Below are 22,942 nucleotides of genomic sequence, written 5' to 3'. Positions count from 1 at the left end.
TTTAGCCGCGTACCCAGCCTTTGCGGATCGGCAAGGAGAAGCAGAGACGATACAGTCGCTGCAGCTGGCGATACAGCGCCGGGCCGAACGTATGCCAGATCAGCGCCGCGCCAAGGCAGCCGCACATTCCGGCCAGCAGACCACCGACCATATCCAGCGGCCAGTGCACGCCGAGATAGACGCGGGACCAGGCGATGGCGGCGGCAATGGCCATCAGCAGGGTGCCAGACCACAGGCGGTGCCAGAACAGAAAAGCCAGGGCAAAGGTAAAGCTGACGGTGCCGTGATCGCTGGGGAAGGAGTCGTCCGCCGCGTGATGCAGGAAGTTATAGCCCACGCCAGCGACAAACGGCCGATCGTGCGGATAGAGGTGGCCGATCGCCCACGACACGGTCAGGCTAATCATCAGCGCCAGCATCAGCTTAAACACCATCTGCCGCTGGGCAGGCCCCCACAGCCATAATGTCACTACCAGCAAGGGCACGATCAGAATCAGATCTTTGGCGATCAGGATCGCCACCTCAATGGCCCACTGCGGCGAGGCCGGCGTCGCGTTGATCAGGGCGAACAGCGCGTAGTTAATATTTTCCAGCATAGACTTCCAGGCTCGTTGGTCCGATAGCAAATAAGCCGCCTACCCTAAAAAAAAGCGGTGCGGAGATAAAGCAGCATTGTCTTAAAGATCAGGTTGTTAAGAAATCTTGCAAATGGATTTCAATGCTAACCGCCTGAAAAGCGCCAGTATATCGTTTGTCACATTGCTGAAACATAAACGGAATATATACGCAGGCTGAATAGCAGGGGGAGAGTCTGGAGGGGGGCGCGCAATTCGCAATATTGTGCGGTGTCACCCACAATTCACTATCTCCGCGCCGGGAGTTTCATTACACTTTGCGCGATTTTTGATAGATAAGAGATTTCATGCAAAATTATTCGCTTTCAGGCCGCCGCCTCGGAAGGCAGGCGTTGCTGTTCCCGTTATGTCTGGTGCTGTACGAGTTTTCCACCTATATCGGCAACGATATGATCCAGCCGGGTATGCTGGCCGTGGTTCAGGAGTTTCAGGTGGGCAACGAATGGGTACCTACCTCGATGACCGCCTATCTGGCCGGCGGCATGTTTTTACAGTGGCTGCTGGGGCCGCTGTCGGACCGTATTGGCCGCCGCCCGGTGATGTTGACCGGGGTGGTGTGGTTTATCGTCACCTGCCTGGCGACGCTGCTGGCGCAGACCATTGAGCAGTTTACCCTGCTGCGCTTCCTGCAGGGGATCAGCCTGTGCTTTATCGGCGCGGTAGGCTATGCGGCGATCCAGGAGTCCTTTGAGGAGGCGGTGTGTATCAAAATCACCGCCCTGATGGCCAACGTGGCGCTGATTGCCCCGCTGCTGGGGCCGCTGGTGGGCGCCGCCTGGGTGCACGTGCTGCCGTGGGAGATGATGTTCGTCCTGTTCGCCGTGCTGGCGGGCATCTCGTTCGTCGGGCTGCAGCGGGCGATGCCGGAAACCGCGACGCGGTTGGGCGAAAAGCTGTCGGTCAAAGAGCTGGGTCGTGACTATCGTCTGGTGCTGAAAAACCTGCGCTTCGTCGTCGGTGCGCTGGCGACAGGCTTTGTCAGCCTGCCGTTGCTGGCGTGGATTGCCCAGTCGCCGGTGATTATTATCAGCGGCGAACAGGCCACCAGCTATGAGTACGGCATGCTGCAGGTGCCGATTTTCGGCGCGCTGATTGCCGGTAACCTGGTGCTGGCGCGCCTGACTTCGCGCCGTACCGTGCGCTCGCTGATTATCATGGGCGGCTGGCCGATCATGTTTGGTCTGATCCTCTCCGCGGCGGCGACCGTGGTCTCTTCCCACGCTTATCTGTGGATGACCGCCGGCCTGAGCTTCTACGCCTTCGGAATTGGCCTCGCGAATGCCGGGCTGGTGCGCTTAACGCTGTTCGCCAGCGAGATGAGCAAAGGCACGGTCTCGGCGGCGATGGGAATGCTGCAGATGCTGATCTTCACTGTCGGCATCGAGCTCAGCAAACATGCTTATGAGCTGGGGGGTAACGGCTTGTTCAGCCTGTTTAACCTGCTGGGCGGGGTACTGTGGCTGGGGCTGATGATCTACTTCCTGAAAGATAAAAGCGTCGGCAATTCGCAGCAGGCGTAACCGGTGGCAAACCCGGATGCGCTCGCATCCGGGGTCTTATCAGGCGAACGGCGCTTCGCGATTTAACACCTTATCAATAATCTGCAGCACGCCTTCTTCGTTGTTGTGCGGCGCGTGATGGCTGGCGACGGCTTTGACGTCTTCCCGGGCGTTGGCCATGGCAAAGCCAAATCCGGCGTGCTGCAGCATCTCGATATCATTGCCGCTATCGCCGAACGCCACCACCTCATGATCCTCAATGCCCCAGCGCTGCTGCAAAATGCGCAAACCGTTAGCTTTGTGCACCCCTGGCATAATTAAGTCAATACTGCCGTAGCCGGTGGCCACCGCGTTGACCATATCCCCCAGCGCCGCGTGCAGCTTCGGCTGAATTTCCGGGATCAGGCTGTCCGGTACATTGAGACCAAATTTGAGGATCGCGTCATCAAGGTGGTTAAAATCATCCACCAGTTCGAGGCGGTGATAATACTTCGCCGCCACCGTCTTCAGCGCGTCGTTATAGCGGTTGAGCGTGTAGGCGCTGCGCTTCCCGCAGGCGATGATTTCGATATTCGGCAGGGTCTGCAAATGATCGACCACGGCGTTGAAATGGTGGAGCGGCAGCTGGCAGTTGAAGACGTCTTCATTGCCGCTCACCACCCAGCCGCCGTTTTCCGCCACAAAGGCGATCTGATGGGCGATCTCCGGGAAAAAGGAGATCAGCTGATAATATTGGTTGCCGCTGGCGACCACGAAGCGAATATTCTGTTCACGCATTCGCTGGTACTGGGCGAGGAAGCGCGGCCGGTTGTAAGTTTTGGCATCGCTTAAAAAGGTGCCGTCCATATCCACCGCAATCAGTTTGATGCTCATTAGCTGTTCTCCATAACGGGTTCAGATTGTGGCTTAGCCACCGCGCGGGCGACCAGTGCCGCCACCATGACCAGACCCAGCACCACCATCATGGCGCTGCGCAGGCCGAAGTGTTCGCCGAGGAAGCCCAGCAGCGGCGGCCCGACGAGGAAAGCAAGATAACCGGTGATCGCCACCACGCTGACGCGCTTGGGCGCGTCCGGCCCGGTATCGCTGGCGGCGGAGATGGTCAGCGGGAAGCCGAGCGAGGCGCCAATGCCCCACAGCAGTACCGAGATTCCCGCCACCCAGGGGTTATCGACGAAGATGATCAGGCCAATACCCAGGGCGCCCATCACCGCGCTGCCGCGGACTACCGTCACCCGGCTGTAGCGATCGATAAACCAGCCGCCGGTAAAGCGGCCCAGCGTCATACCGAGGGTGAAGCCGGCATAGATCAGCGAGCCGGAGGTGGGGCTAAAGCCGTGGCCGTCCACCATCAGCAGCGGCAGCCAGTCGTTGGCCGAGCCTTCGGCAAAGGCCATCGCCAGGACGATGACCCCGATCAGCAGCAACTGCGCGTCGCGCCATACCGGCAGACCCTTCGCCTCACCGTGGGCGGCTTCGGCGGCATTTTTACCGGTGCCATCGGGAATGGCGCGGATGGCAATGGCGATGGGCAGGATAGCCACCAGCGCAGCCGCCAGGATGTGCGGGGCGGCAGGCAGTCCGAATCCGGTCACTGCCATGCCCACCCCGGCGCCGAACAGGGTGCCAAAGCTGTAGAAGCCATGCATCATCGGCAGCACCGTTTTATTCATCTCCCGCTCGATGGCCGCGCCTTCGACGTTAATAGCGACTTCTGCAGAGCCAAAGCTGGCGCCAAAGATGGCCAGGCCGAAGGCGAACAGCGGGGCGGAAGAGACCCACAGCGCCAGGCTGAGCACCAGCATGCCGAGTACGGCGAAGGACATGGTGGTGCGGATGACCTTGCGAGTACCAAAGCGCTTCACCAGCCACGCTGAGCAGAGAATACCGCTCATCGATCCCACCGACAGACCAAACAGCACCACGCCCATTTCTGCCGTAGAAAGCATCAGCTGATCGCGGATCGCCGGCGTGCGGGTGGCCCAGGAGGCCATTAATAAGCCGGGGATGAAAAAGAACATAAACAGCGCCCACAGCCGAAGCTGGAGCGCTCTGCGCGAGGTTTGCGTCGTCATCCGTAAACGCCTTAAAGGAGAAGAGTGAAGACAACAGTAGCAAGCATGTGTACATTTGTACATAAACCGGAAGAGGAAAATTATGGCCCGTAGACCGAACGATCCGCAGCGCCGCGAGCGCATCCTGCAAGCGACGCTGGACACCATCGCGGCGCACGGCGTCCAGGCAGTGACGCACCGCAAAATCGCCCTCTGCGCGAATGTGCCGCTGGGGTCGTTGACCTATTATTTCAGCGGCATCGAGGCGCTGGTTGAGGAGGCGTTCAGCCTGTTTACCGCCGAGATGTCGGCGCAGTATCAGCAATGTTTTGCTGGAGTAACGAACCGGGAACAAGCCTGCGATGCTATCGCGGAGCTGATCTTCAGCGCCCAGGTGACCACGGCGCGCAATATGGAGCTGATGTACCAGCTGTACGCGTTCTGCAGCAGCCAGCCGGCGCTGAAGGGGGTGATGCAGAACTGGATGCGGCGCAGCCAGCAGACGCTGGAGCAATGGTTCGCCGCTGATACCGCCCGCGGCCTCGACGCCTTTATTGAAGGAATGACCTTGCACTTTGTCACCGACCGCGCGCCGCTGTCGAAGGCGGCAATCCGGCTGCTGGTTGGGCAGCTGGCGGGGGAGAGGGCGCAGGAAGAGGGGCGCTGAGGCGGTGCGAGACATGCGTGAGGGCTAAATGCAGGCAACAAAAAACCCATCAACCTTGAACCGAAGTGGCGGGGTTGATGGGCTCCACAAAATGGGGACATCAAAGAAAAGCAGTGGCATTACTTATGACTGATGCCCTGAGAAAAAGTTCTGCCTGTGACGGCTTTTTTCTCAAAAATTTATTGTAGCCCTGGCCAGATGATCACGATGAGCGTCCCGGCAAGGGTAAGCAGCACGTTGGCAATGGCGTAGGTGCCTGCGTAGCCGAGCGCCGGAATGTTGCTGCGCGCGGTATCGCTGATGATCTCCATTGCCGGGGCGCAGGTGCGGGCGCCCATCATGGCGCCAAACAGCATCGCCCGGTTCATGCGCAGCACATAGGCGCCGAACAGGAAGCAGATCACCACCGGCAACAGGCTGACGATAAGCCCTGCCGCCAGCATCTGGCCGCCGACGGCGCCCAGACCGTTATTGATCCCGGCCCCGGCGCTGAGTCCGACCCCGGCCATAAACACCATCAGGCCAAACTCTTTCACCATGTTCAGCGCCCCCTGCGGGATATAGCCGAAGGTTGGATGGTTGGCGCGCAGGAAGCCAAGCATAATGCCGGCGAACAGCAGGCCGGCGGCGTTGCCGATGCCGAAGCTAAAAGAGCTGAACTGGAAGGTGATCATGCCGATCATCAGGCCGACGATAAAGAAGGCGCAGAAGGCCAGCAGGTCGGTCACCTGGCTGTGAATGGAGATAAAGCCGATGCGGTCGGCTACGGTTTTTACGCGACGGGCATCGCCGCTGACCTGCAGCACGTCACCTTTGTTCAGCACCACGTTATCGTCGATAGGCATTTCGATCTGGCTGCGAATAACCCGGTTTAAGAAGCAGCCGTGGTCGGTGAGCTTCAGCTGCGCCAGGCGGCGGCCGACGGCGTTGTGGTTTTTGACCACAATCTCTTCGGTGACGATGCGCATATCGAGCAGATCGCGGTCGAATACCTCTTTGCCGTTACGGAAGCTCGGGTCGAGGCGGGCGTGCGCGTCCGGATAGCCCACCAGCGCAATATCGTCGCCCATCTGCAGCACCGCGTCGCCGTCCGGGTTGGCCAGAATGCCGTTGCGGCGGATGCGTTCGATATAGCAGCCGGTCTGGCGATAAATACCCAGCTCGCGCAGATTTTTGCCATCCGCCCAGGCCACCAGCTCCGGGCCAACGCGGTAGGCGCGGATCACCGGCAGGTACACTTTACGTTTTGAATCGGTATCGAGGCCGCGCTCGCGGGCGATTTGCTGGGCGCTGGTCTGCAGATCCTGATGCTGCAGCTTGGGCATATAGCGGGCGCCGACGATCAGACTCACCAGGCCGACCAGGTAGGTCAGGGCATAGCCGAGGCTCAGATGGTCAAGCGACTGCGCTAGCTGATCGCTGGGCAGGCCGAAATGGCGCAGGGTGTCGCCCGCGCCCACCAGCACCGGGGTGGAGGTCATGGCGCCCGCCAGCATACCGGCGGTAAGACCAATATCCCAGCCGAACACTTTGCCCAGCACGGTGGCGATCAGCATCGCGCTGCCGACCATCACCAGCGCCAGCATCAGATAGTTTTTGCCGTCGCGGAAAAAAATAGAAAAAAAGTTGGGCCCGGCTTCCACGCCGACGCAAAAAATAAACAGCATAAAGCCGAGATTAAGGGCATCAGTGTTAATCGCAAAATGCTGCTGACCTAATAAGAGAGAAACGACTAAAACGCCAATGGAATTACCAAGTTGTACTGAGCCGAGACGCAGTTTTCCCAGGCATAGTCCTAATGCAAGTACAACGAATAATAACAGGATGTAATTCCCGTTTAACAAATCTGCGACGTTTATATTCACGAAAGCCAACTTCTCATTTACTAGTAAGTTGTTGAAGGAAATGGTTATTTGGTCTAAGGTTGCTCAGGCGTTCGCGTTGTGGCGAACCTATTCTGGCACCCTGTTATAACCAGCAAAAATATACCCGCTAGTTTAATCCTTCCTGGATGCGGCGGCTAGTGACAATCGTTTTTAGGCTGGTAGGGGAGTTATTGGCATGGATTGCCGAAATGCTTTATCTGACTGGGCGACGTGGACGTGAGTTAGAGGCAACATCAGGAGGATACGGTGAAGTCTGAGCGTAGTTGGGCCGGTATTATCTGCGGCTTCGTTCTGTTCATTGTGGTGTGCTTATCGCTGCTATTACATATGAAAGGGGCCTTTCGCGCCAGCGGCAACCCGGAGCTGGGCCTGCTCTTCTTTTTGCTGCCAGGGGCGGCGGCGAGTTGCCTCTCTCCCGGACAGCGGGTGCTGCGCCCTTTGCTGGGTGCGATGCTGGCGGCGCCGGTCTGTATGGTGACGATGCGGCTGTTCTTCGTGACGCACAGAACGTTCTGGCAGGAGATGGCGTGGGTACTGAGCGCGGTGTTCTGGTGCGCGCTCGGGGCGTTGTGCTTTTTGTTTATCTGCGCCTGGCTTGATACCTGGCGCAGTCACTCATCGAGCAAATAAATTGGCTCAGGCAAACAGACCGAGATTCTCTTTCGCCCAGGCTTCGAAATCGGTGCAACCGCCGATGTGTTTCTGGTCGACGAAAATCTGCGGTACGGTTTCAACCGGTTTGCCGACGGTTTTTTCCAGGTCAGCTTTGCTGATGCCTTCGGCGTGAATATCCACGTAACGGTAGTTAAAGTCATCACGCTCGTTGGTCAGTTTTTCTGCCAGCTCTTTGGCGCGAACGCAGTAAGGGCAGCCTGGACGACCAAAAATAACGGTAAACATTGCTTCTCTCCTTAAACCTCAGCCGGATGGCGAATGCCGCTTATGATGCCTGCATTGACCGGTGAGGGAAAGAAGGTTCTGCCTTTTGCTTCGATGGTTTACGGCTATGTTTGATAAATGTCGTACTATCAAAACCCGTATACTGACCCGGCGGCGCAGTGGGATTGTCTGATGCGCCGCGCTTATCAACCGGAGAGGCGTGATGCGAAAATTTGCCCCGTTGCCGAAAAGCATTCTGCTGGTTGAGATCCTCGGGATGGGGCTGTTAACCCTTGCCTGGCTCTCGCTTAACCAGTATGTCCAGCTGCCTGCGCCCATTGCCAGTCCGACTGCGGCGCTGGTGATGATCTTTGCCGGGATTATGCTGATGATCCCCGCCGCCATCGCCGTCATGTGGCGAGTGGCGCAGATCGTGGCCCCGCAGCTAACGCACTCTCCAAAGCCTGAATCCTTGTCTGACAGAGAAAAACGCAATGACGCCGACCATTGAGCTGCTGCGCAGCCACCGTTCCATCCGCCACTTCACCGATGCCCCCGTGAGCGACGAACAGCGCGCAGAGATTATCGCCAGCGCGCAAGCGGCATCTACCTCGAGTTTTTTACAGTGCACCTCCATCATCCGTATTACCGACCCGGCGCTGCGTGCGCAACTGGTCCCGCTGACCGGCGGCCAGCAGCACGTCGCCCAGGCGGCGGAGTTTTGGGTCTTCTGCGCCGACTTTAACCGCCACCTGCAGATTTGCCCACAGGCGCAGCTGGGGCTGGCGGAACAGCTGCTGATCGGCGTCGTCGATACGGCGCTGCTGGCGCAAAACGCGCTGATTGCCGCCGAGTCCCTCGGGCTGGGTGGCGTCTATATCGGCGGGTTGCGTAATAGCATCGAGGCGGTGACTGAGCTGCTGGCGCTGCCGCAGCACGTCCTGCCGCTGTTCGGTCTTTGCCTTGGCTGGCCGGCGGATAACCCGGACATCAAGCCGCGAATGCCGGCCGCCATGCTGGTGCATGAGAACCACTATCAGCCGCTGGATAACGCGCTGCTGGCGGACTATGACGAACAGCTGGCGCACTATTATCTGTCGCGCGGCAGCAACGCCCGCCGCGATACCTGGAGCGATCATATCCGTCGCACTATCGTGAAAGAGAGTCGTCCGTTTATTCTCGACTATCTGCATAAGCAGGGGTGGGCAACACGCTGATTACGTGTACACTGCTGCTCCGGCCAGGCGGTATCCGCCGCCGGCCGCAGGAAAGGTGAAAGTGTGTTCGATAGCTGAGGCCCGCCAGAGCGGGTCTTTTTGCAGAGGTGCAGGATGAAAATTGCCATATTATCCCGGGATGGAACGCTTTATTCATGTCGACGCCTGCGCGAAGCGGCGCAACAGCGCGGGCATCAGGTCGAGATCCTCGATCCGCTCTCCTGCTATATGAATGTCAGTCCGGTGGCGTCGTCCATCCACTACAAAGGGCGTCAGCTACCGCATTTTGATGCGGTGATCCCGCGGATTGGCTCGGCGATCACCTACTATGGCACCGCGGCTTTGCGTCAGTTTGAGCTATTGGGAAGCTATCCGCTGAATGAGTCGGTCGCCATCACCCGCGCTCGCGATAAGCTGCGCTCGCTGCAGCTGCTGGCGCGCCAGGGCATCGATCTGCCGCTGACCGGCATCGCTCACTCCCCGGATGACACCAGCGACCTGATCGCCATGGTGGGTGGGGCACCACTGGTGGTGAAGCTGGTGGAAGGCACCCAGGGGATCGGCGTGGTGCTGGCGGAGACCCGTCAGGCGGCGGAGAGCGTGATCGACGCCTTTCGCGGGCTGAATGCGCATATTCTGGTGCAGGAATATATTGCCGAGGCGAAAGGCTGCGATATTCGCTGTCTGGTGGTCGGCAATGAGGTGGTGGCGGCGATCGAACGGCGGGCTAAAGAGGGCGACTTTCGTTCTAACCTGCACCGCGGCGGCATGGCCACGGTGGCGCAGATTAGCGACGAGGAGCGGGCGATTGCCATCAAGGCGACGCAAACCCTTGGGCTCGACGTCGCCGGCGTCGATATTTTACGCGCCACCCGCGGGCCGCTGGTCATGGAAGTGAATGCTTCGCCAGGGCTGGAAGGGGTGGAAACCACCACCGGCGTGGACATCGCCAGCAAGATGATCGCCTGGATCGAGCGCCAGGCGACGCCGGAATTCTGTTTGAAAATAGGCGGCTAGCCGCCGGATGCAAGTCTGTCATGGTATGCGGCGCTTTTTTTGCGTAAGCTATGGCGTCGTTTTTCCATTGTAAGAGGTCACAGGCACTATGGATTCACTGGTCGTTCCAGGTCTGGATACGCTACGTCGCTGGCTGGATGAGATCGGCATCAGCTTTTTTGAGTGCGATTCCTGTCAGGCATTGCACCTGCCGCATATGCAGAATTTCGACGGTATTTTTGATGCCAAAATTGACCTGGTGGACAACGTGGTGCTCTTTTCCGCCCTCGCGGAGGTGAAGCCGTCTGCCCTGCTGGCGCTGTCGGCGGATCTCTCGGCCATCAACGCCAGCTCGTTAACCGTGAAGGCCTTTATCGATATTCAGGACGATAACTTACCCAAGCTGGTGGTCTGCCAGTCGTTGTCTATCGGTCCAGGAGTGACCATGGATCAGTTCGCCTGGTTCTTCCGCCAAAGCGAAGAGCAGATCTCAATGGTGATCCTCGAAGCCGGCGCCAACCAGCTGCTGTACAAAGGCGAAGAAGAAGAGCCCGCGGCGGAAAACGTGCAATACCATTTTCTTCACTAAACCTGCCTAAAATTAGCGCAGCCACTACCGCAGCGGCTGCGTATTACCCGCTTTTATTCTGCGTTTAACCTTCTCTTAAAGCATTATTCACCGCCATTCAGGCCGTTTTGGCTTATCACGTAGACCGTTATTGCATAAAAATTTGATAAAAGGCGTTTTTTTACCTGGGCTATAGCCTCTTATTCTGGCTACAGTTATTCTGGCGATGCTTCCAGTTGCGAGCAACCACTCCGGGAGAGATCCACTCTCCTTTTCTCAGGCAATGAAAAAATATGCATGATTCTTGCATGCGTTGAAATGCGTATATTTGAGCCCGTAAATTAACGGGCGTTGAGAAGGATAAGAGATATGACCGCCTTTGGTAAAAAATGGTTAACAGGTCTGGTTACGGGTGCGCTGATGGCCGTCTCTGCCGGTTCGCTCGCCGCCGAACAAAAAACCCTGCATGTTTATAACTGGTCTGATTATATTGCGCCGGACACGGTAGCGAATTTCGAAAAAGAGACCGGAATTAAAGTCGTGTATGACGTTTTTGATTCCAACGAAGTACTGGAAGGCAAATTAATGGCCGGCAGCACCGGTTTCGACCTGGTGGTACCGTCGGCAAGCTTCCTTGAGCGCCAGCTGGCGGCGGGCGTGTTCCAGCCGCTGGATAAGAGCAAGCTGCCCAACTGGAAGAACCTTGACCCCGAAGTGCTGAAGCTGGTCGCCAAGCATGACCCGGAGAATAAATACGCGGTGCCTTATCTGTGGGCGACGACGGGTATTGGCTACAACGTGGATAAGGTGAAAGCGGTCCTCGGCAAAGATGCGCCGGTCGATAGCTGGGATCTGGTGCTGAAGCCGGAGAACCTCGAAAAACTGAAAAGCTGCGGCGTCTCCTTCCTCGACGCGCCGGAAGAGATTTTCGCCACCGTGCTGAACTACCTTGGCAAGGATCCGAACAGCAGCAAAGCGGATGATTACACCGGCCCGGCCACCGATCTGCTGTTGAAGCTGCGGCCGAACATTCGCTACTTCCACTCTTCGCAATATATTAACGACCTTGCCAACGGCGACATCTGCGTGGCGATCGGCTGGGCAGGGGATGTCTGGCAGGCGGCCAACCGCGCGAAAGAGGCGAAAAATGGCGTCAACGTCTCCTACTTTATTCCGAAAGAAGGCGCGCTGGCGTTCTTTGATGTCTTTGCCATGCCGGCCGACGCCAAGAATAAAGATGAAGCCTATCAGTTCCTTAACTATCTGATGCGTCCGGATGTGATCGCTAAAATCAGCGACCAGGTGTTCTACGCCAACGGCAACAAGGCCTCCACACCGCTGGTCAGCGAGGCTATCCGTAACAACCCGGCGATTTATCCGCCAGCGGATGTGTTCGCCAAACTGTTCACGCTGAAGGTGCAGGATCCGAAGATTGACCGCGTGCGCACCCGCGCATGGACCAAAGTGAAGAGCGGCAAATAATCTCTGACGGCCCGTCGAACACGGGCCGTATCAGATCTGCACTCGCCGGGAAATGGCAGCGCGCCCGGCGAGCAGAAGCACCAGGATGGTGCAATTGCACTGTTAAGCACGAAGTATGGCACCGGACCATATGGTGATCGTTTTTTTGCCGGAGAGCACCCGATTGAACGACGTAATGCCCCGCCCACAGGCGAAAGCCCCCAAAGCGCTGACCCCGCTACTGGAAATCCGTAACTTAACCAAGTCGTTTGATGGCCAGCACGCGGTCGACGACGTCAGTCTCACTATCTACAAAGGCGAAATTTTTGCTCTGCTGGGCGCATCCGGCTGCGGGAAATCGACGCTGCTGCGCATGCTGGCGGGCTTTGAACAACCGACCGCCGGGCAGATTATGCTCGACGGCGTTGATCTGGCGCGCGTGCCGCCCTATCAGCGACCTATCAATATGATGTTCCAGTCCTACGCCCTGTTTCCCCATATGACCGTTGAGCAGAATATCGCCTTCGGTCTGAAGCAGGATCGCCTGCCCAGAGCGGAAATCACCGCCCGGGTGCAGGAGATGTTGGCCCTGGTACATATGCAGGAGTATGCCAAACGCAAGCCGCACCAGCTCTCTGGCGGCCAGCGCCAGCGTGTCGCGCTGGCGCGTAGCCTGGCGAAACGGCCGAAGCTGCTGCTGCTCGATGAGCCGATGGGCGCGCTGGACAAAAAGCTGCGCGATCGCATGCAGCTTGAGGTGGTGGATATCCTTGAACGCGTTGGCGTGACCTGCGTAATGGTGACCCACGACCAGGAAGAGGCGATGACCATGGCGGGCCGTATCGCCATCATGAACCGCGGCAAGTTTGTGCAGATTGGCGAACCGGAAGAGATTTACGAGCACCCGACCACCCGCTACAGCGCCGAGTTCATCGGCTCGGTAAACGTCTTTGAAGGCCTGGTGAAGGAGCGTCTGGAGGATGGTCTGGTGTTGAGTTCGCCAGGACTGGTGCACCCGCTGAAGGTCGACCCCGACGCGTCGGTGGTGGACAACGTGCCGGTCTGGGTGGCGTTGCGCCCGGAGAAGATCATGCTGTGCGATGAACCACCGGCGGACGGCTACAATTTTGCCGTCGGCGAGGTGATTCATATCGCCTATCTGGGGGATCTCTCTATCTATCATGTGCGCCTGCAAAGCGGGCAGATGATCAGTGCCCAGCTGCAGAATGAACACCGCCATCGGAAAGGGACGCCCACCTGGGGTGATGAGGTGCGTTTATGCTGGGATGCTGACAGCTGCGTAGTGCTGACGGTGTAAGGAGAGGGCGATGAGTACCGTTGAATCCCCGTCAGGGGAGAAAAAACCGGGCGGTTTCGCATTGTGGGTGGCACGCCTGCAGATGGCGCATGGCCGCAAGCTGGTGATTGCGCTGCCCTATCTGTGGCTGATCCTGTTGTTTATGCTGCCGTTCCTGATCGTGTTCAAGATAAGTCTTGCCGAGATGGCGCGGGCGATCCCTCCCTACACCGAACTGATGGAGTGGGCGGATGGCCAGCTGACGCTGACCCTCAACTTTGCCAACTTCCTGCAGTTGACCGACGATCCGCTCTATTTTGAAGCTTATCTCCAGTCGCTGCAGGTGGCGGGCATATCGACGATCTGCTGCCTGCTGCTGGGCTATCCGCTGGCCTGGGCGGTGGCGCACAGCAAGCCGTCGACGCGCAATATTCTGCTACTGCTGGTGATCCTGCCGTCGTGGACGTCATTCTTAATCCGCGTCTATGCCTGGATGGGGCTGCTGAAAAGCAACGGCGTGTTGAATAACTTCCTGCTGTGGTTAGGGGTTATCGATCAGCCGCTGGAGATCCTGCACACCAACCTGGCGGTGTATATCGGTATCGTGTATGCCTACCTGCCGTTTATGGTGCTGCCGATCTACACCGCGCTGACCCGCATCGACTATTCGCTGGTGGAGGCCTCGCTGGATCTCGGCGCCCGGCCGCTGAAGACCTTCTTCCAGGTGATCGTCCCGCTCACCAAAGGCGGCATTATCGCCGGCTCCATGCTGGTGTTTATTCCGGCGGTGGGGGAGTTCGTGATCCCGGAACTGCTGGGTGGCCCCGATAGCATTATGATTGGCCGCGTGCTGTGGCAGGAGTTCTTTAACAACCGCGACTGGCCGGTCGCCTCGGCGGTGGCGATTGTCATGCTGCTACTGCTGATCGTGCCGATCATGTGGTTCCACAAGCACCAGCAAAAACAGATGGGAGAGCAGGGATGAACGACTTGCCGGTAGTACGCTCGCCGTGGCGCATTCTGATCCTCGTGCTCGGGTTCACCTTCCTCTATGCCCCGATGCTGATGCTGGTGATCTACTCATTCAACAGCTCGAAACTGGTGACGGTCTGGGCCGGGTGGTCGACGCGCTGGTATAGCGAATTGTTCCACGATGATGCGATGATGAGCGCGGTAGGGCTGAGCCTGACCATCGCCGCCTGCGCGGCGACGGCGGCGGCGATCCTCGGTACCATCGCCGCGGTGGTGATGGTGCGCTTTGGACGCTTTCGCGGGTCTAACGGCTTCGCATTTATGATCACCGCGCCGCTGGTCATGCCGGACGTGATCACCGGTCTCTCCCTGCTGCTGCTGTTCGTGGCGCTAGGGCATGCCATTGGCTGGCCGTCGGACCGCGGGATGTTGACCATCTGGCTGGCGCACGTCACCTTCTGTACCGCCTACGTGGCGGTGGTGATCTCCTCGCGTTTGCGCGAGCTGGACCACTCAATTGAAGAGGCGGCAATGGATCTGGGCGCCGCACCGCTGAAGGTCTTTTTCGTCATCACGTTGCCGATGATTATGCCGGCGGTGATCTCCGGCTGGCTACTGGCCTTCACGTTGTCGCTGGATGACCTGGTTATCGCCAGCTTTGTCTCCGGTCCCGGGGCCACGACGTTACCGATGCTGGTCTTCTCCAGCGTGCGCATGGGGGTCAATCCGGAGATTAACGCCCTGGCGACGCTCATCCTTGGCGTGGTCGGTATTGTTGGTTTTATCGCCTGGTATTTGATGGCCCGCGCAGAAAAGCAGCGAGTGCGCGATATCCAGCGTGCAAGACAAGGCTGAACCACCTAAAATCGGTACAGCAGCCTCCTGTCGGCGCCACCTTGTGGCGCCGTTTTCATGGAAGACATTACGTTGGGATTGTTTACGAAAACTCGCTCATCTCATGCCCGCCTTAACGTCCCTGCGCTGGTGCAGGTGGCGGCCTTTGCTATTATTTTGATTCGTGCTCTGGATCTGCTGATGATCCTCAATCTGTTGGGTCTGCAGGGGTTAAACGAATTCATTCACCGCAGCGTCCAGACCTGGAACCTGACGCTGGTCTTCCTTGGCAGCCTGGTGCTGGTGTTTATAGAAATCTGGTGCGCTTTTTCACTGGTGAAAGGGCGTAACTGGGCACGCTGGATCTATCTGCTGACGCAGGTGATTGCCGCCGGCTATCTGTGGGCGGCGTCGCTGGGCTACGGTTATCCGGAACTGTTCAGCATTCCCGGTGAATCGAAACGGGAGATTTTCCACTCGCTGGTGATGCAAAAACTGCCGGATCTGCTGGTCCTGACGCTGCTGTTTGTGCCAGCAAACTGTCGTCGGTTTTTCCGCCTGCAATAACGGTGATACAATCTCCGCCCCTGGATTTTTGAAGGTCAATTATGCATTGCGCACTCTACGACGCCGGCCGCTGCCGCTCCTGTCAATGGCTGGAGCGGCCGGTCCCGCAACAGCTCGCCGATAAAATGGCCGATCTGCGCACGCTGCTGGCGGCGATCCCGGTCGCTGCCTGGGGCGAGCCGGTCAGCGGGCCAGAGACGGCCTTTCGTAACAAGGCCAAGATGGTGGTCAGCGGCAGCGTTGAGCGTCCGCTGCTGGGGATGCTGCATCGCGATGGCACCCCGGTGGATCTCACCGACTGCCCGCTCTATCCCGCCGAGTTTGCGCCGGTGTTTGCCGTCCTGAAGCCCTTTATCGCCCGCGCCGGGTTAACGCCCTACAACGTCGCCCGCAAGCGCGGGGAGCTGAAATATCTGCTGCTGACCGCCAGCCAGCAGGGGGAGATGATGCTGCGCTTCGTGCTGCGCTCAGAGGCCAAGGTGGCTCAGCTGCGCGCCGCGCTGCTGTGGCTGCAGGCGCAGCTCCCGCAGCTCAAGGTGATCACGGCGAATATCCAGCCGGTGCATATGGCAATCATGGAAGGCGAGCAGGAGATCTTCTTCACCGAACAGCAGGCGCTGGGGGAGGTCTTTAACGAGGTGCCGCTGTGGATCCGCCCGCAAAGTTTCTTTCAGACCAACCCGGCGGTAGCCAGTCGGCTGTATGCCACCGCCCGCGACTGGGTGCGCGCGCTGCCGGTCCAGCATATGTGGGATCTGTTTTGCGGAGTCGGGGGATTTGGCCTGCACTGCGCGACGCCGGCGATGCGCCTGACCGGTATCGAGATCGCTCCGGAAGCGATCGCCTGCGCCAGACAGTCAGCCGCGCAGCTGGGGCTCAGCAATCTGCATTTTCAGGCGCTGGACTCGACGCAGTTCGCCACTCATGAAGACGATATCCCGCAGCTGGTGTTGGTCAACCCGCCGCGTCGCGGCATTGGCGCCGAACTGTGCGACTATTTAAGCCGCATGGCGCCGCCTTATATCATCTATTCAAGCTGTAACGCCCGCACTATGGCGACCGATATTGCCCGTCTTCGCGGCTATCGCGTCGAGCGGGTCCAGTTATTTGATATGTTTCCTCACACCGCGCACTACGAAGTGCTGACCCTGCTGGTCCGCGAAGTTTAAACAAAATGTGAAGGCTTTGCGCTGCTGAAATCGGGTAAGCTTGGCGCAGCATATTTTGTTATTGGTGGGGGGAATCTAATGGCCAAAACCATTCTGCTGGTGGAAGATGACGAGGATATTGCCACGCTGCTGCGGCTCAATCTTCAGGATGAGGGCTATCAGATTGTGCATGAAGCCGACGGCGACCAGGCCCTTGTCCAGCTGGAAAAACAGGTCTGGGATGCAGTGATCCTCGATTTGATGCTGCCCGGCGTCGATGGCCTGGAGATCTGCCGGCGTATCCGCCAGATGACCCGCTACCTGCCGGTGATTATCATCAGCGCCCGCACCAGTGAAATGCACCGCGTGCTGGGCCTGGAGATGGGCGCCGATGACTATCTGGCGAAACCCTTTTCGCTGCTGGAGCTCATTGCCCGCGTCAAAGCGCTGTTTCGTCGCCAGGAGGCGATGGGGCAGAACCTGCTGATGGACGCCGGGCGCCTGTCCTGCCATGGCCTGAGCATCGATCCGCTGTCGCGCGAAGTGAAGCTGCGCGGCGAGGTGGTGGACCTCACGCCGCGCGAATTCGATCTGCTCTATTACTTCGCCCGCCATCCCGGTGAAGTGTTTTCGCGGCTGGCGCTGCTGGAGCAGGTTTGGGGATATCAGCACGAGGGCTATGAGCACACGGTTAATACCCATATCAACCGCCTGCGCAGCAAAATCGAACGTGATCCGGCGGAGCCGGACATCATTCTTACCGTCTGGGGTAAAGGCTATAAGTTCGCCCCGGTGTCGCAAGAGGCCGCCCCGTGATCCGCCGCTTAAGCCTCAGCCAGCGGCTGGCGCTGGTGGTGGTCTCCTTGCTGCTACTGTGCGCGGCGGCAGTGTGCGCCGTTCAGTTACACAGCAGCGCGCAGTATGGCCACGCCATGGTGCAGCGCCTCTCCGCCGGGCTGGCTCAGCAGATTGTGGCCCGCGAGCCGCTGCTGGACGCCCACGGCGAGGTCAACCGACAAACCCTGAAGTCGTTGTTTGACCGCCTGATGACCTTTAACCCCAGCGTGGAGCTCTATCTGCTGTCGCCGGATGGCGACCTGCTGGCCGATGCGGCGCCGCCGGGACATATCCAGCGCCAGCGTATCGACATGGCGCCGGTGCAGGCTTTCCTCACCGGCAGTGCGTCGCCGGTATATGGCGACGATCCGCGTAGTCTCGACGGACGAAAAGTCTTCAGCGCCGCTCCGCTGCGCGTCGACGGGCAGCTGCGCGGCTACCTGTATATCATTTTGCAGGGAGAGACCTTTAATCAGCTGGCGGCCGACGCCTGGCAAAAAACGCTGTGGAGCATTGTTCTGTGGACGCTGCTGCTGGTGGCCCTGTTTGGCCTTCTGGCAGGGGGGTTGGCATGGTTCTGGGTCACCCGGCCGGTCCGCCTGCTCACCGCCCAGGTAGTGGCGAGCAGTCAGGACAGCATCAGCGCCATCAAAACCCTGGCGGCCCGCACGCCGGAGCCGCAGCCAGGTAACGAGGTGGCGATACTCGAGAATCGTTTTATTGACCTCGCGCAGCAGATAGCCGGCCAGTGGGATCGGCTGGCCGACAACGACCGCCAGCGCCGCGAATTTGTGGCCAATATCTCCCACGATTTGCGCACGCCGCTGACTTCGCTGCTGGGGTATCTGGAAACGCTGACCCTGAAGGACGAATGGCTGACTGCCGAGGAGCGCAGGCAATATCTCACCATCGCCCTGCGTCAGGGCAACAAAGTGCGCCATCTCTCGCAGCAGCTGTTTGAGCTGGCGCGACTGGAGCACGGGGGCATTAAGCCGCAGCGCGAGCGTTTCGCGATGGGGGAGCTGATCTCAGACGTGGCGCAGAAGTTTGAATTAACTGCCCGCACGCGCGAGGTGAACCTGCATATTGATGTGCCGGGACCGCTGCCGCTGATTAACGCCGATGTGTCGATGATTGAGAGGGTGGTGACCAACCTGCTCGATAACGCGATGCGGCATACTCCCGTCGGCGGGGAGATCCGTCTGGCGGTCTGGCAGGAGGATCAACAGCTCCAGGTGGAAGTGGCAGACAACGGAACGGGCGTCGATGCCGCGCTGCGCGACGATCTGTTCCAGCGGCCGTCGGCGTTGTCTACCCAGGCATCGCGGGAGGATCGCGGCGGGTTAGGGCTGCTGATTGTGAAACGAATGTTGGAGCTGCACGGAGGCGGTATCAGACTGGTGGAGTCGGTAAGCGGGGCGCGGTTCAGGTTCTTCGTGCCACTTTGAGACATTGCCGGATGGCGGATATGCCTTACCCGGCTACGGGGAAAGAGTAGGCCGGGTAAGCGCAGCGCCACCCGGCAAAAAAGTTACTCCGGGAACCACTGATTGCTGATTTTCTGGTAGGTACCGTCGGCCTTAATCGCTTTCAGCGCGGCGTTCAGTTTCTCCAGCAGCGCCTTGTTATCCGGGCGCACAGCAATGCCGAGTCCGGTGCCGAAGTATTGCGGATCCGTCACTTTCGGCGTGGCTGCGCCCAGCTGCGGGTTGGTTTTCAGCCACTCGTTGACCACCGCCGTGTCGCCGAACACACCGTCGATACGGCCATTTTTCAGATCGATAATCGCATTCTGGTAGCTGTCATAGGCGACGGTCTTCACCTCAGGATGTTTATCCTGCAGATATTTCTGGTGAGTAGTGCCGTTTTCCATGCCGATCCGTTTGCCTTTCAGGTCATCGAAGGAATGGAACGCGTCTTTTTTGGCGATCACCAGCGCGGAGTTGGCGTAGTACGGGTCGGTGAAGGCCACCTGCTTGCTCCGTTCCGGCGTAATATCCATTCCGGAAATCACCGCATCATATTTCTTGAACTTCAGTGCCGGGATCAGGCTGTCAAACGCGTGGTTGGTAAAGGTACATTCTGCCTGCATTTGTTTGCACAGCGCTTTGGCCAGGTCGAGATCGAAACCGACAATCTGATTATTGGCATCCATCGATTCAAACGGCGGATAGGTCGCGGACACGCCGAAGCTGATTTTCTCTGCGGCGGCAGCGCCGAAGGTGAACGTGGTGAGCAGTGCAGCCAGAACTAACTTTTTCATCGTGGAACTCCCGTCTGTCAATCTTATGATTATTCGCCGTGTCTGCGGCATAGAGTGACAATGCCATTAAATGAATTTATATGCAATAAAAATGATTAAGTATTTTTAATGGCATAAAAAAAGACGGACAGGTGTTAGACTTGTCCGTCTTGTTGTCTGCTTTTTATGCAATATGTTCCGTCGCTAGTTACGTCGCTCGAAGGCCAGCGCTTTACGTTCCACCAGGCGCATCAGCAGCGTCAGCAGTCCGTTGACGATGAGATAGATAATCCCGGCGGCGCCGAACACCATCACGTCGTAAGTGCGTCCGTACAGCAGCTGGCCGTGTCCCATCACTTCCATCAGGGTGATGGTGTAGGCCAGAGAGGTACTCTTGAAAACCAGCACCACTTCGTTGGAATAGGACGACAGCGCACGCTTAAAAGCATAGGACAGCAGGATCGCCAGGGTATCCTTTTTACTCATCCCCAGCGCGCTGCAGGACTGCCATTGCCCGTCGGGGATCGCCCGGATGGCGCCATAAAACAGCTGAGTGGTGTAGGCGGCGCTGTTGAGCGACAGGGCGATTAGGGCGCACAGCCACGGTTCGGAGATAAGATGCCACAGCCACGGATAATCCTGCAGCGAAGGAAACTGTCCGGGGCCGTAGTAAATCAGGAAGATCTGCACCAGCAGCGGCGTACCGGTAAACAGGGTGATATAGCCGCGGACTATCCACACCAGCCCCGGCGTTTTCAGCGTCAGGATTATGGTAAAAATCAGCGACAGGATCAGCGCCACGATAATCGACGCCACGGTCAGCGTCAGGCTGGTATGAAGCCCTTTCAGCAGTTCGGGTAAGTAGTCGAGCATCAGCCTGGTCTCCGTTCGAAGCGCGTCGCACGCTGGTCAATCCGCTTAAGGATGTATTGACTCAACAGGGTGATGACGAGATAGATTGCCGCCGCAATGATATACCAGTTAAAGGGTTCCTGAGTGCGAGTGGCGATGCTTTTGGTCTGCAGCATCAGATCGTTGACGCTGATCAGGCTCACCAGCGCGGTGTCCTTTAGCAGCACCAGCCACTGGTTACCGAGACCGGGAAGGGCATGGCGCCACATCTGCGGCATCACCAGGCGGAAGAAAATCGCGGCTTTCGACAGCCCTAGCGCCTGGCCGGACTCCCACTGCCCTTGCGGAACGGCTTTCAGCGCGCCGCGCAGCGTTTGCGAGGCGTAGGCGGCATACAGCAGCGACAGGGCGATCGCCCCGCAGAGGAACGGACTGACGTCAAAGTTCTCAATCTGCATCTGCACCGGGATCTGCGTGAACCCGAGCGGGATGGTGAAACCGTCAGAGAGCGTCAGCAGCAGCTGGGAAGAGCCGAAATAGATAAACAGTACCACCAGAATTTCCGGTAGTCCGCGCAGAATGGTCACAATGCCGGTTGCAAGCCAGGCTACCGGACGCCATTTCACTGACTCCAGTACCGCAAAGAGCATCGCCAGGACCAGGCCGATGGCGAGCGCGCAAACGGCAAGGCCGACGGTCATCCCGGCGGCGCTTGCTAATGGAAAAATTTCGTTCATTCAGTCTTACTTCTGGAACCATTTGTTATAGATGGTCTGGTAAGTGCCGTCTTTCTTCACTTTTTCCAGCGCAGCGTTAAATTTCTGCTGCAGATCGGTGTTGCCCTGACGCACGGCAATGCCCAGCCCGGTGCCGAAATAGGCTTTGTCGGTCACTTTGTCGCCCACGGCCGCCAGCTTCGGATTGCTCTTCAGCCATTCGGTGACCACGGCGGTATCACCAAAGACCGCGTCAATACGACCGTTCTGCAGGTCCAGCTTCGCATTCTGGTAGCTGTCGTAAGGAACGGTAGTAATTTCCGGATGTTTATCGGTGATGAATTTCTGGTGGGTGGTGCCGTTCTGCACGCCCACTTTTTTGCCCTTCAGCTGGTCAATGCTGGTGAACTTACCCTGCTGACCGACGAACAGCGCCGAGTTGTCATAATACGGGGTAGAGAAAAGCACCTGCTTTTCACGCTCCGGCGTGATGTCCATCCCGGCCATGACCGCGTCGAAACGGCGGAATTTCAGTCCCGGGATCAGGCTGTCAAAGGCCTGGTTGGTAAAGGTACAGGTGGCATCGATCTCTTTACACAGCGCGTTCGCCAGATCGACATCGAAACCGACGATCTGGTTGTTGGCGTCCACCAGCTCAAACGGAGGGTAGGAGGCCTCGGTGGCGAAACGAATGGTCTGCGCGGCGGAAGCGGAGAGGCTCATGCCTGCGAGCAGGGCGGCTATCAGTACTTTTTTCATCGTCATTTCCCCGAAAAACATCAATGTGAAAGATAGTTTTTAAACGCGTCAGTTTGCGGATGCGTGAAGCAGGAGGCATCCCCTTGCTCGACGATATGGCCATTTTCCATATACACCACCCGACTGGCCGTCTTGCGCGCCACTTCAACTTCGTGGGTGACGATAACCTGGGTGATGCCGGTTTCAGCCAGCTCGCGGATAATGCTGACGATTTGAGCCGTGATTTCCGGATCGAGCGCCGCGGTAGGCTCATCGAACAGCAGGACCTGCGGCTCCATCATCAGCGCGCGGGCGATAGCCACACGCTGCTGCTGGCCGCCGGATAAATGCAGCGGATAGCGATCGCTGTAAGGCTTCAGACGCAGGCGTTCCAGCAGCTTCTCTGCACGAGCCAGCGCCTGATCCTTGCTTAACCCCAGTACGCGACAGGGGGCTTCGATCAGGTTTTGCTGCACCGTCAGGTGCGGCCACAGGTTGTACTGCTGAAAGACCATGCCGACGTTCTGACGCAACTCGCGAATCGCTTTATCGGACGGCGCTTTGGTGAAGTCGAATTGGTTGCCGGCGATGGATAACGAACCGGAACGCGGCATCTCCAGCAGGTTGAGTACGCGCAGCAGCGAGCTCTTCCCGGCACCGCTGGGGCCGAGCAGCACCAGCGTTTCCCCCTGCGGGCAATCCAGCGTGATGTCGAACAGCGCCTGGTGTGCGCCGTAGAAGCAATTAATGCCGTTTAGTTTAATACTCATCTGGGCAGTCTGATACGAATAGCTATTGAGGCCGCAAATACTACCTTTGGCAGAATAGTTATGCAATATTTATGCGTTAAAAGTTAAATCTAAACCACGTTTAGCTTT

At 58.2% G+C, this 22,942-nt stretch carries 25 protein-coding genes; 15 read left to right on the top strand and 10 right to left on the bottom strand.

The genetic code is table 11. The features are described 5' to 3' along the window. Position 1: 1 nt before the first annotated feature. Complete coding sequence (ybjG, locus tag CWM58_RS19385; protein WP_094954874.1) at positions 2–595, bottom strand: undecaprenyl-diphosphate phosphatase; 594 nt, start codon at positions 593–595, stop codon at positions 2–4. A 326-nt stretch (positions 596–921) separates the two neighbouring features. Here ybjG and kdeA point away from each other — a divergent pair, with 326 nt between their 5' ends. Next, positions 922–2,154, top strand: coding sequence for a multidrug efflux MFS transporter KdeA (kdeA, locus tag CWM58_RS19375; protein ID WP_100681565.1), 1,233 nt, complete (start codon positions 922–924; stop codon positions 2,152–2,154). Positions 2,155–2,193: 39 nt separating this feature from the next. Here kdeA and CWM58_RS19370 read toward each other — a convergent pair whose 3' ends face one another. Both CWM58_RS19370 and CWM58_RS19365 read right to left on the bottom strand, forming a co-directional pair. Then, the gene (locus tag CWM58_RS19370) at positions 2,194–3,006 is read right to left on the bottom strand and encodes a Cof-type HAD-IIB family hydrolase (protein WP_100681564.1); all 813 of its coding nucleotides are present in this window, start codon (positions 3,004–3,006) and stop codon (positions 2,194–2,196) included. Next, on the bottom strand, positions 3,006–4,208 hold the full coding sequence (locus CWM58_RS19365; protein ID WP_008805808.1) for an MFS transporter: 1,203 nt from the start codon (positions 4,206–4,208) through the stop codon (positions 3,006–3,008). The genes CWM58_RS19370 and CWM58_RS19365 overlap by 1 nt, the downstream gene beginning before the upstream one ends. Positions 4,209–4,290: 82 nt before the next feature. On the opposite strand from CWM58_RS19365, the gene CWM58_RS19360 reads away from it, so the two are divergent. After that, positions 4,291–4,854, top strand: coding sequence for a TetR/AcrR family transcriptional regulator (locus CWM58_RS19360; protein WP_032735116.1), 564 nt, complete (start codon positions 4,291–4,293; stop codon positions 4,852–4,854). Between the two features lie 179 nt (positions 4,855–5,033). Here CWM58_RS19360 and CWM58_RS19355 read toward each other — a convergent pair whose 3' ends face one another. Then, positions 5,034–6,719 (bottom strand): aspartate:alanine antiporter, encoded by a 1,686-nt coding sequence (locus CWM58_RS19355; protein WP_008805810.1) that lies wholly within the window; start codon positions 6,717–6,719, stop codon positions 5,034–5,036. A gap of 267 nt (positions 6,720–6,986) precedes the next feature. Between CWM58_RS19355 and ybjM the strand changes: the two genes are divergently transcribed. Then, positions 6,987–7,370 (top strand): inner membrane protein YbjM, encoded by a 384-nt coding sequence (gene ybjM, locus CWM58_RS19350; protein ID WP_008805811.1) that lies wholly within the window; start codon positions 6,987–6,989, stop codon positions 7,368–7,370. 6 nt (positions 7,371–7,376) lie between these two features. On the opposite strand, the gene CWM58_RS19345 is transcribed toward ybjM, so the two are convergent. Then, positions 7,377–7,640: a GrxA family glutaredoxin gene (locus CWM58_RS19345; RefSeq protein ID WP_002896352.1), complete on the bottom strand. Its 264-nt coding sequence runs from the start codon at positions 7,638–7,640 to the stop codon at positions 7,377–7,379. Positions 7,641–7,842: 202 nt separating this feature from the next. Here CWM58_RS19345 and CWM58_RS19340 point away from each other — a divergent pair, with 202 nt between their 5' ends. From CWM58_RS19340 to CWM58_RS19285, 12 genes are all read left to right on the top strand, one after another. Next, positions 7,843–8,130 carry a YbjC family protein gene (locus CWM58_RS19340; RefSeq protein ID WP_094954876.1) on the top strand — a complete coding sequence of 96 codons (288 nt, stop codon included), beginning with the start codon at positions 7,843–7,845 and terminating at the stop codon, positions 8,128–8,130. Beyond that, positions 8,114–8,836, top strand: a complete 723-nt coding sequence (gene nfsA / locus CWM58_RS19335; RefSeq protein WP_100681563.1) for a nitroreductase NfsA — start codon at positions 8,114–8,116, stop codon at positions 8,834–8,836. Before CWM58_RS19340 ends, nfsA begins: the two co-directional genes overlap by 17 nt. A 114-nt stretch (positions 8,837–8,950) precedes the next feature. After that, a complete protein-coding gene (gene rimK, locus CWM58_RS19330) occupies positions 8,951–9,853 on the top strand; it encodes a 30S ribosomal protein S6--L-glutamate ligase (protein WP_061155214.1) in 903 nt (300 codons plus the stop codon). A gap of 88 nt (positions 9,854–9,941) precedes the next feature. Then, on the top strand, positions 9,942–10,421 hold the full coding sequence (locus CWM58_RS19325) for a YbjN domain-containing protein (protein WP_061155213.1): 480 nt from the start codon (positions 9,942–9,944) through the stop codon (positions 10,419–10,421). Between the two features lie 348 nt (positions 10,422–10,769). Next, on the top strand, positions 10,770–11,882 hold the full coding sequence (gene potF, locus CWM58_RS19320; protein WP_074386442.1) for a spermidine/putrescine ABC transporter substrate-binding protein PotF: 1,113 nt from the start codon (positions 10,770–10,772) through the stop codon (positions 11,880–11,882). A 163-nt stretch (positions 11,883–12,045) separates the two neighbouring features. Then, positions 12,046–13,179, top strand: coding sequence for a putrescine ABC transporter ATP-binding subunit PotG (gene potG / locus CWM58_RS19315; protein WP_077274740.1), 1,134 nt, complete (start codon positions 12,046–12,048; stop codon positions 13,177–13,179). A gap of 10 nt (positions 13,180–13,189) precedes the next feature. Next, positions 13,190–14,143, top strand: coding sequence for a putrescine ABC transporter permease PotH (potH, locus tag CWM58_RS19310; protein WP_061155211.1), 954 nt, complete (start codon positions 13,190–13,192; stop codon positions 14,141–14,143). Continuing rightward, entirely contained in the window at positions 14,140–14,985 is an 846-nt protein-coding gene (potI, locus tag CWM58_RS19305; protein ID WP_002896372.1) for a putrescine ABC transporter permease PotI, read from the top strand. Before potH ends, potI begins: the two co-directional genes overlap by 4 nt. A 57-nt stretch (positions 14,986–15,042) precedes the next feature. Beyond that, entirely contained in the window at positions 15,043–15,531 is a 489-nt protein-coding gene (locus CWM58_RS19300; RefSeq protein ID WP_061155210.1) for a YbjO family protein, read from the top strand. A gap of 41 nt (positions 15,532–15,572) precedes the next feature. Next, the gene (gene rlmC, locus CWM58_RS19295; protein ID WP_100681562.1) at positions 15,573–16,700 is read left to right on the top strand and encodes a 23S rRNA (uracil(747)-C(5))-methyltransferase RlmC; all 1,128 of its coding nucleotides are present in this window, start codon (positions 15,573–15,575) and stop codon (positions 16,698–16,700) included. Positions 16,701–16,778: 78 nt separating this feature from the next. Next, positions 16,779–17,495 carry a response regulator transcription factor gene (locus tag CWM58_RS19290; protein ID WP_025712995.1) on the top strand — a complete coding sequence of 239 codons (717 nt, stop codon included), beginning with the start codon at positions 16,779–16,781 and terminating at the stop codon, positions 17,493–17,495. Next, on the top strand, positions 17,492–18,964 hold the full coding sequence (locus tag CWM58_RS19285; RefSeq protein WP_100681561.1) for a sensor histidine kinase: 1,473 nt from the start codon (positions 17,492–17,494) through the stop codon (positions 18,962–18,964). The genes CWM58_RS19290 and CWM58_RS19285 overlap by 4 nt, the downstream gene beginning before the upstream one ends. 83 nt (positions 18,965–19,047) lie before the next feature. On the opposite strand, the gene artJ is transcribed toward CWM58_RS19285, so the two are convergent. The 5 genes from artJ to artP all read right to left on the bottom strand — a co-directional run bounded on the left by artJ (position 19,048) and on the right by artP (position 22,834). Further along, the gene (artJ, locus tag CWM58_RS19280; RefSeq protein WP_008805821.1) at positions 19,048–19,779 is read right to left on the bottom strand and encodes an arginine ABC transporter substrate-binding protein ArtJ; all 732 of its coding nucleotides are present in this window, start codon (positions 19,777–19,779) and stop codon (positions 19,048–19,050) included. Between the two features lie 183 nt (positions 19,780–19,962). Then, entirely contained in the window at positions 19,963–20,631 is a 669-nt protein-coding gene (artM, locus tag CWM58_RS19275; RefSeq protein WP_100681560.1) for an arginine ABC transporter permease ArtM, read from the bottom strand. Beyond that, entirely contained in the window at positions 20,631–21,347 is a 717-nt protein-coding gene (gene artQ, locus CWM58_RS19270; RefSeq protein WP_023288989.1) for an arginine ABC transporter permease ArtQ, read from the bottom strand. Before artQ ends, artM begins: the two co-directional genes overlap by 1 nt. A 6-nt stretch (positions 21,348–21,353) precedes the next feature. Further along, positions 21,354–22,085 (bottom strand): arginine ABC transporter substrate-binding protein ArtI, encoded by a 732-nt coding sequence (artI, locus tag CWM58_RS19265; RefSeq protein ID WP_002896390.1) that lies wholly within the window; start codon positions 22,083–22,085, stop codon positions 21,354–21,356. A gap of 20 nt (positions 22,086–22,105) precedes the next feature. After that, positions 22,106–22,834, bottom strand: a complete 729-nt coding sequence (artP, locus tag CWM58_RS19260; protein WP_012968630.1) for an arginine ABC transporter ATP-binding protein ArtP — start codon at positions 22,832–22,834, stop codon at positions 22,106–22,108. Positions 22,835–22,942: the final 108 nt, after the last annotated feature.

Origin of the sequence: Klebsiella sp. H-Nf2 (genome assembly GCF_002806645.1) — a bacterium.
GTDB lineage: Bacteria > Pseudomonadota > Gammaproteobacteria > Enterobacterales > Enterobacteriaceae > Klebsiella > Klebsiella variicola.
This window is presented reverse-complemented; position numbering and strand designations above follow the sequence as displayed.

Bases quoted from the DNA above. Each gene is read 5' to 3' on its own strand.
- ybjG (WP_094954874.1), bottom strand. From the start codon at position 595: ATGCTGGAAAATATTAACTACGCGCTGTTCGCCCTGATCAACGCGACG.
- kdeA (WP_100681565.1), top strand. From the start codon at position 922: ATGCAAAATTATTCGCTTTCAGGCCGCCGCCTCGGAAGGCAGGCGTTG.
- CWM58_RS19370 (WP_100681564.1), bottom strand. From the start codon at position 3,006: ATGAGCATCAAACTGATTGCGGTGGATATGGACGGCACCTTTTTAAGC.
- CWM58_RS19365 (WP_008805808.1), bottom strand. From the start codon at position 4,208: ATGACGACGCAAACCTCGCGCAGAGCGCTCCAGCTTCGGCTGTGGGCG.
- CWM58_RS19360 (WP_032735116.1), top strand. From the start codon at position 4,291: ATGGCCCGTAGACCGAACGATCCGCAGCGCCGCGAGCGCATCCTGCAA.
- CWM58_RS19345 (WP_002896352.1), bottom strand. From the start codon at position 7,640: ATGTTTACCGTTATTTTTGGTCGTCCAGGCTGCCCTTACTGCGTTCGC.
- CWM58_RS19340 (WP_094954876.1), top strand. From the start codon at position 7,843: ATGCGAAAATTTGCCCCGTTGCCGAAAAGCATTCTGCTGGTTGAGATC.
- nfsA (WP_100681563.1), top strand. From the start codon at position 8,114: ATGACGCCGACCATTGAGCTGCTGCGCAGCCACCGTTCCATCCGCCAC.
- rimK (WP_061155214.1), top strand. From the start codon at position 8,951: ATGAAAATTGCCATATTATCCCGGGATGGAACGCTTTATTCATGTCGA.
- CWM58_RS19325 (WP_061155213.1), top strand. From the start codon at position 9,942: ATGGATTCACTGGTCGTTCCAGGTCTGGATACGCTACGTCGCTGGCTG.
- potF (WP_074386442.1), top strand. From the start codon at position 10,770: ATGACCGCCTTTGGTAAAAAATGGTTAACAGGTCTGGTTACGGGTGCG.
- potH (WP_061155211.1), top strand. From the start codon at position 13,190: ATGAGTACCGTTGAATCCCCGTCAGGGGAGAAAAAACCGGGCGGTTTC.
- potI (WP_002896372.1), top strand. From the start codon at position 14,140: ATGAACGACTTGCCGGTAGTACGCTCGCCGTGGCGCATTCTGATCCTC.
- CWM58_RS19300 (WP_061155210.1), top strand. From the start codon at position 15,043: ATGGAAGACATTACGTTGGGATTGTTTACGAAAACTCGCTCATCTCAT.
- rlmC (WP_100681562.1), top strand. From the start codon at position 15,573: ATGCATTGCGCACTCTACGACGCCGGCCGCTGCCGCTCCTGTCAATGG.
- CWM58_RS19290 (WP_025712995.1), top strand. From the start codon at position 16,779: ATGGCCAAAACCATTCTGCTGGTGGAAGATGACGAGGATATTGCCACG.
- artJ (WP_008805821.1), bottom strand. From the start codon at position 19,779: ATGAAAAAGTTAGTTCTGGCTGCACTGCTCACCACGTTCACCTTCGGC.
- artM (WP_100681560.1), bottom strand. From the start codon at position 20,631: ATGCTCGACTACTTACCCGAACTGCTGAAAGGGCTTCATACCAGCCTG.
- artQ (WP_023288989.1), bottom strand. From the start codon at position 21,347: ATGAACGAAATTTTTCCATTAGCAAGCGCCGCCGGGATGACCGTCGGC.
- artI (WP_002896390.1), bottom strand. From the start codon at position 22,085: ATGAAAAAAGTACTGATAGCCGCCCTGCTCGCAGGCATGAGCCTCTCC.
- artP (WP_012968630.1), bottom strand. From the start codon at position 22,834: ATGAGTATTAAACTAAACGGCATTAATTGCTTCTACGGCGCACACCAG.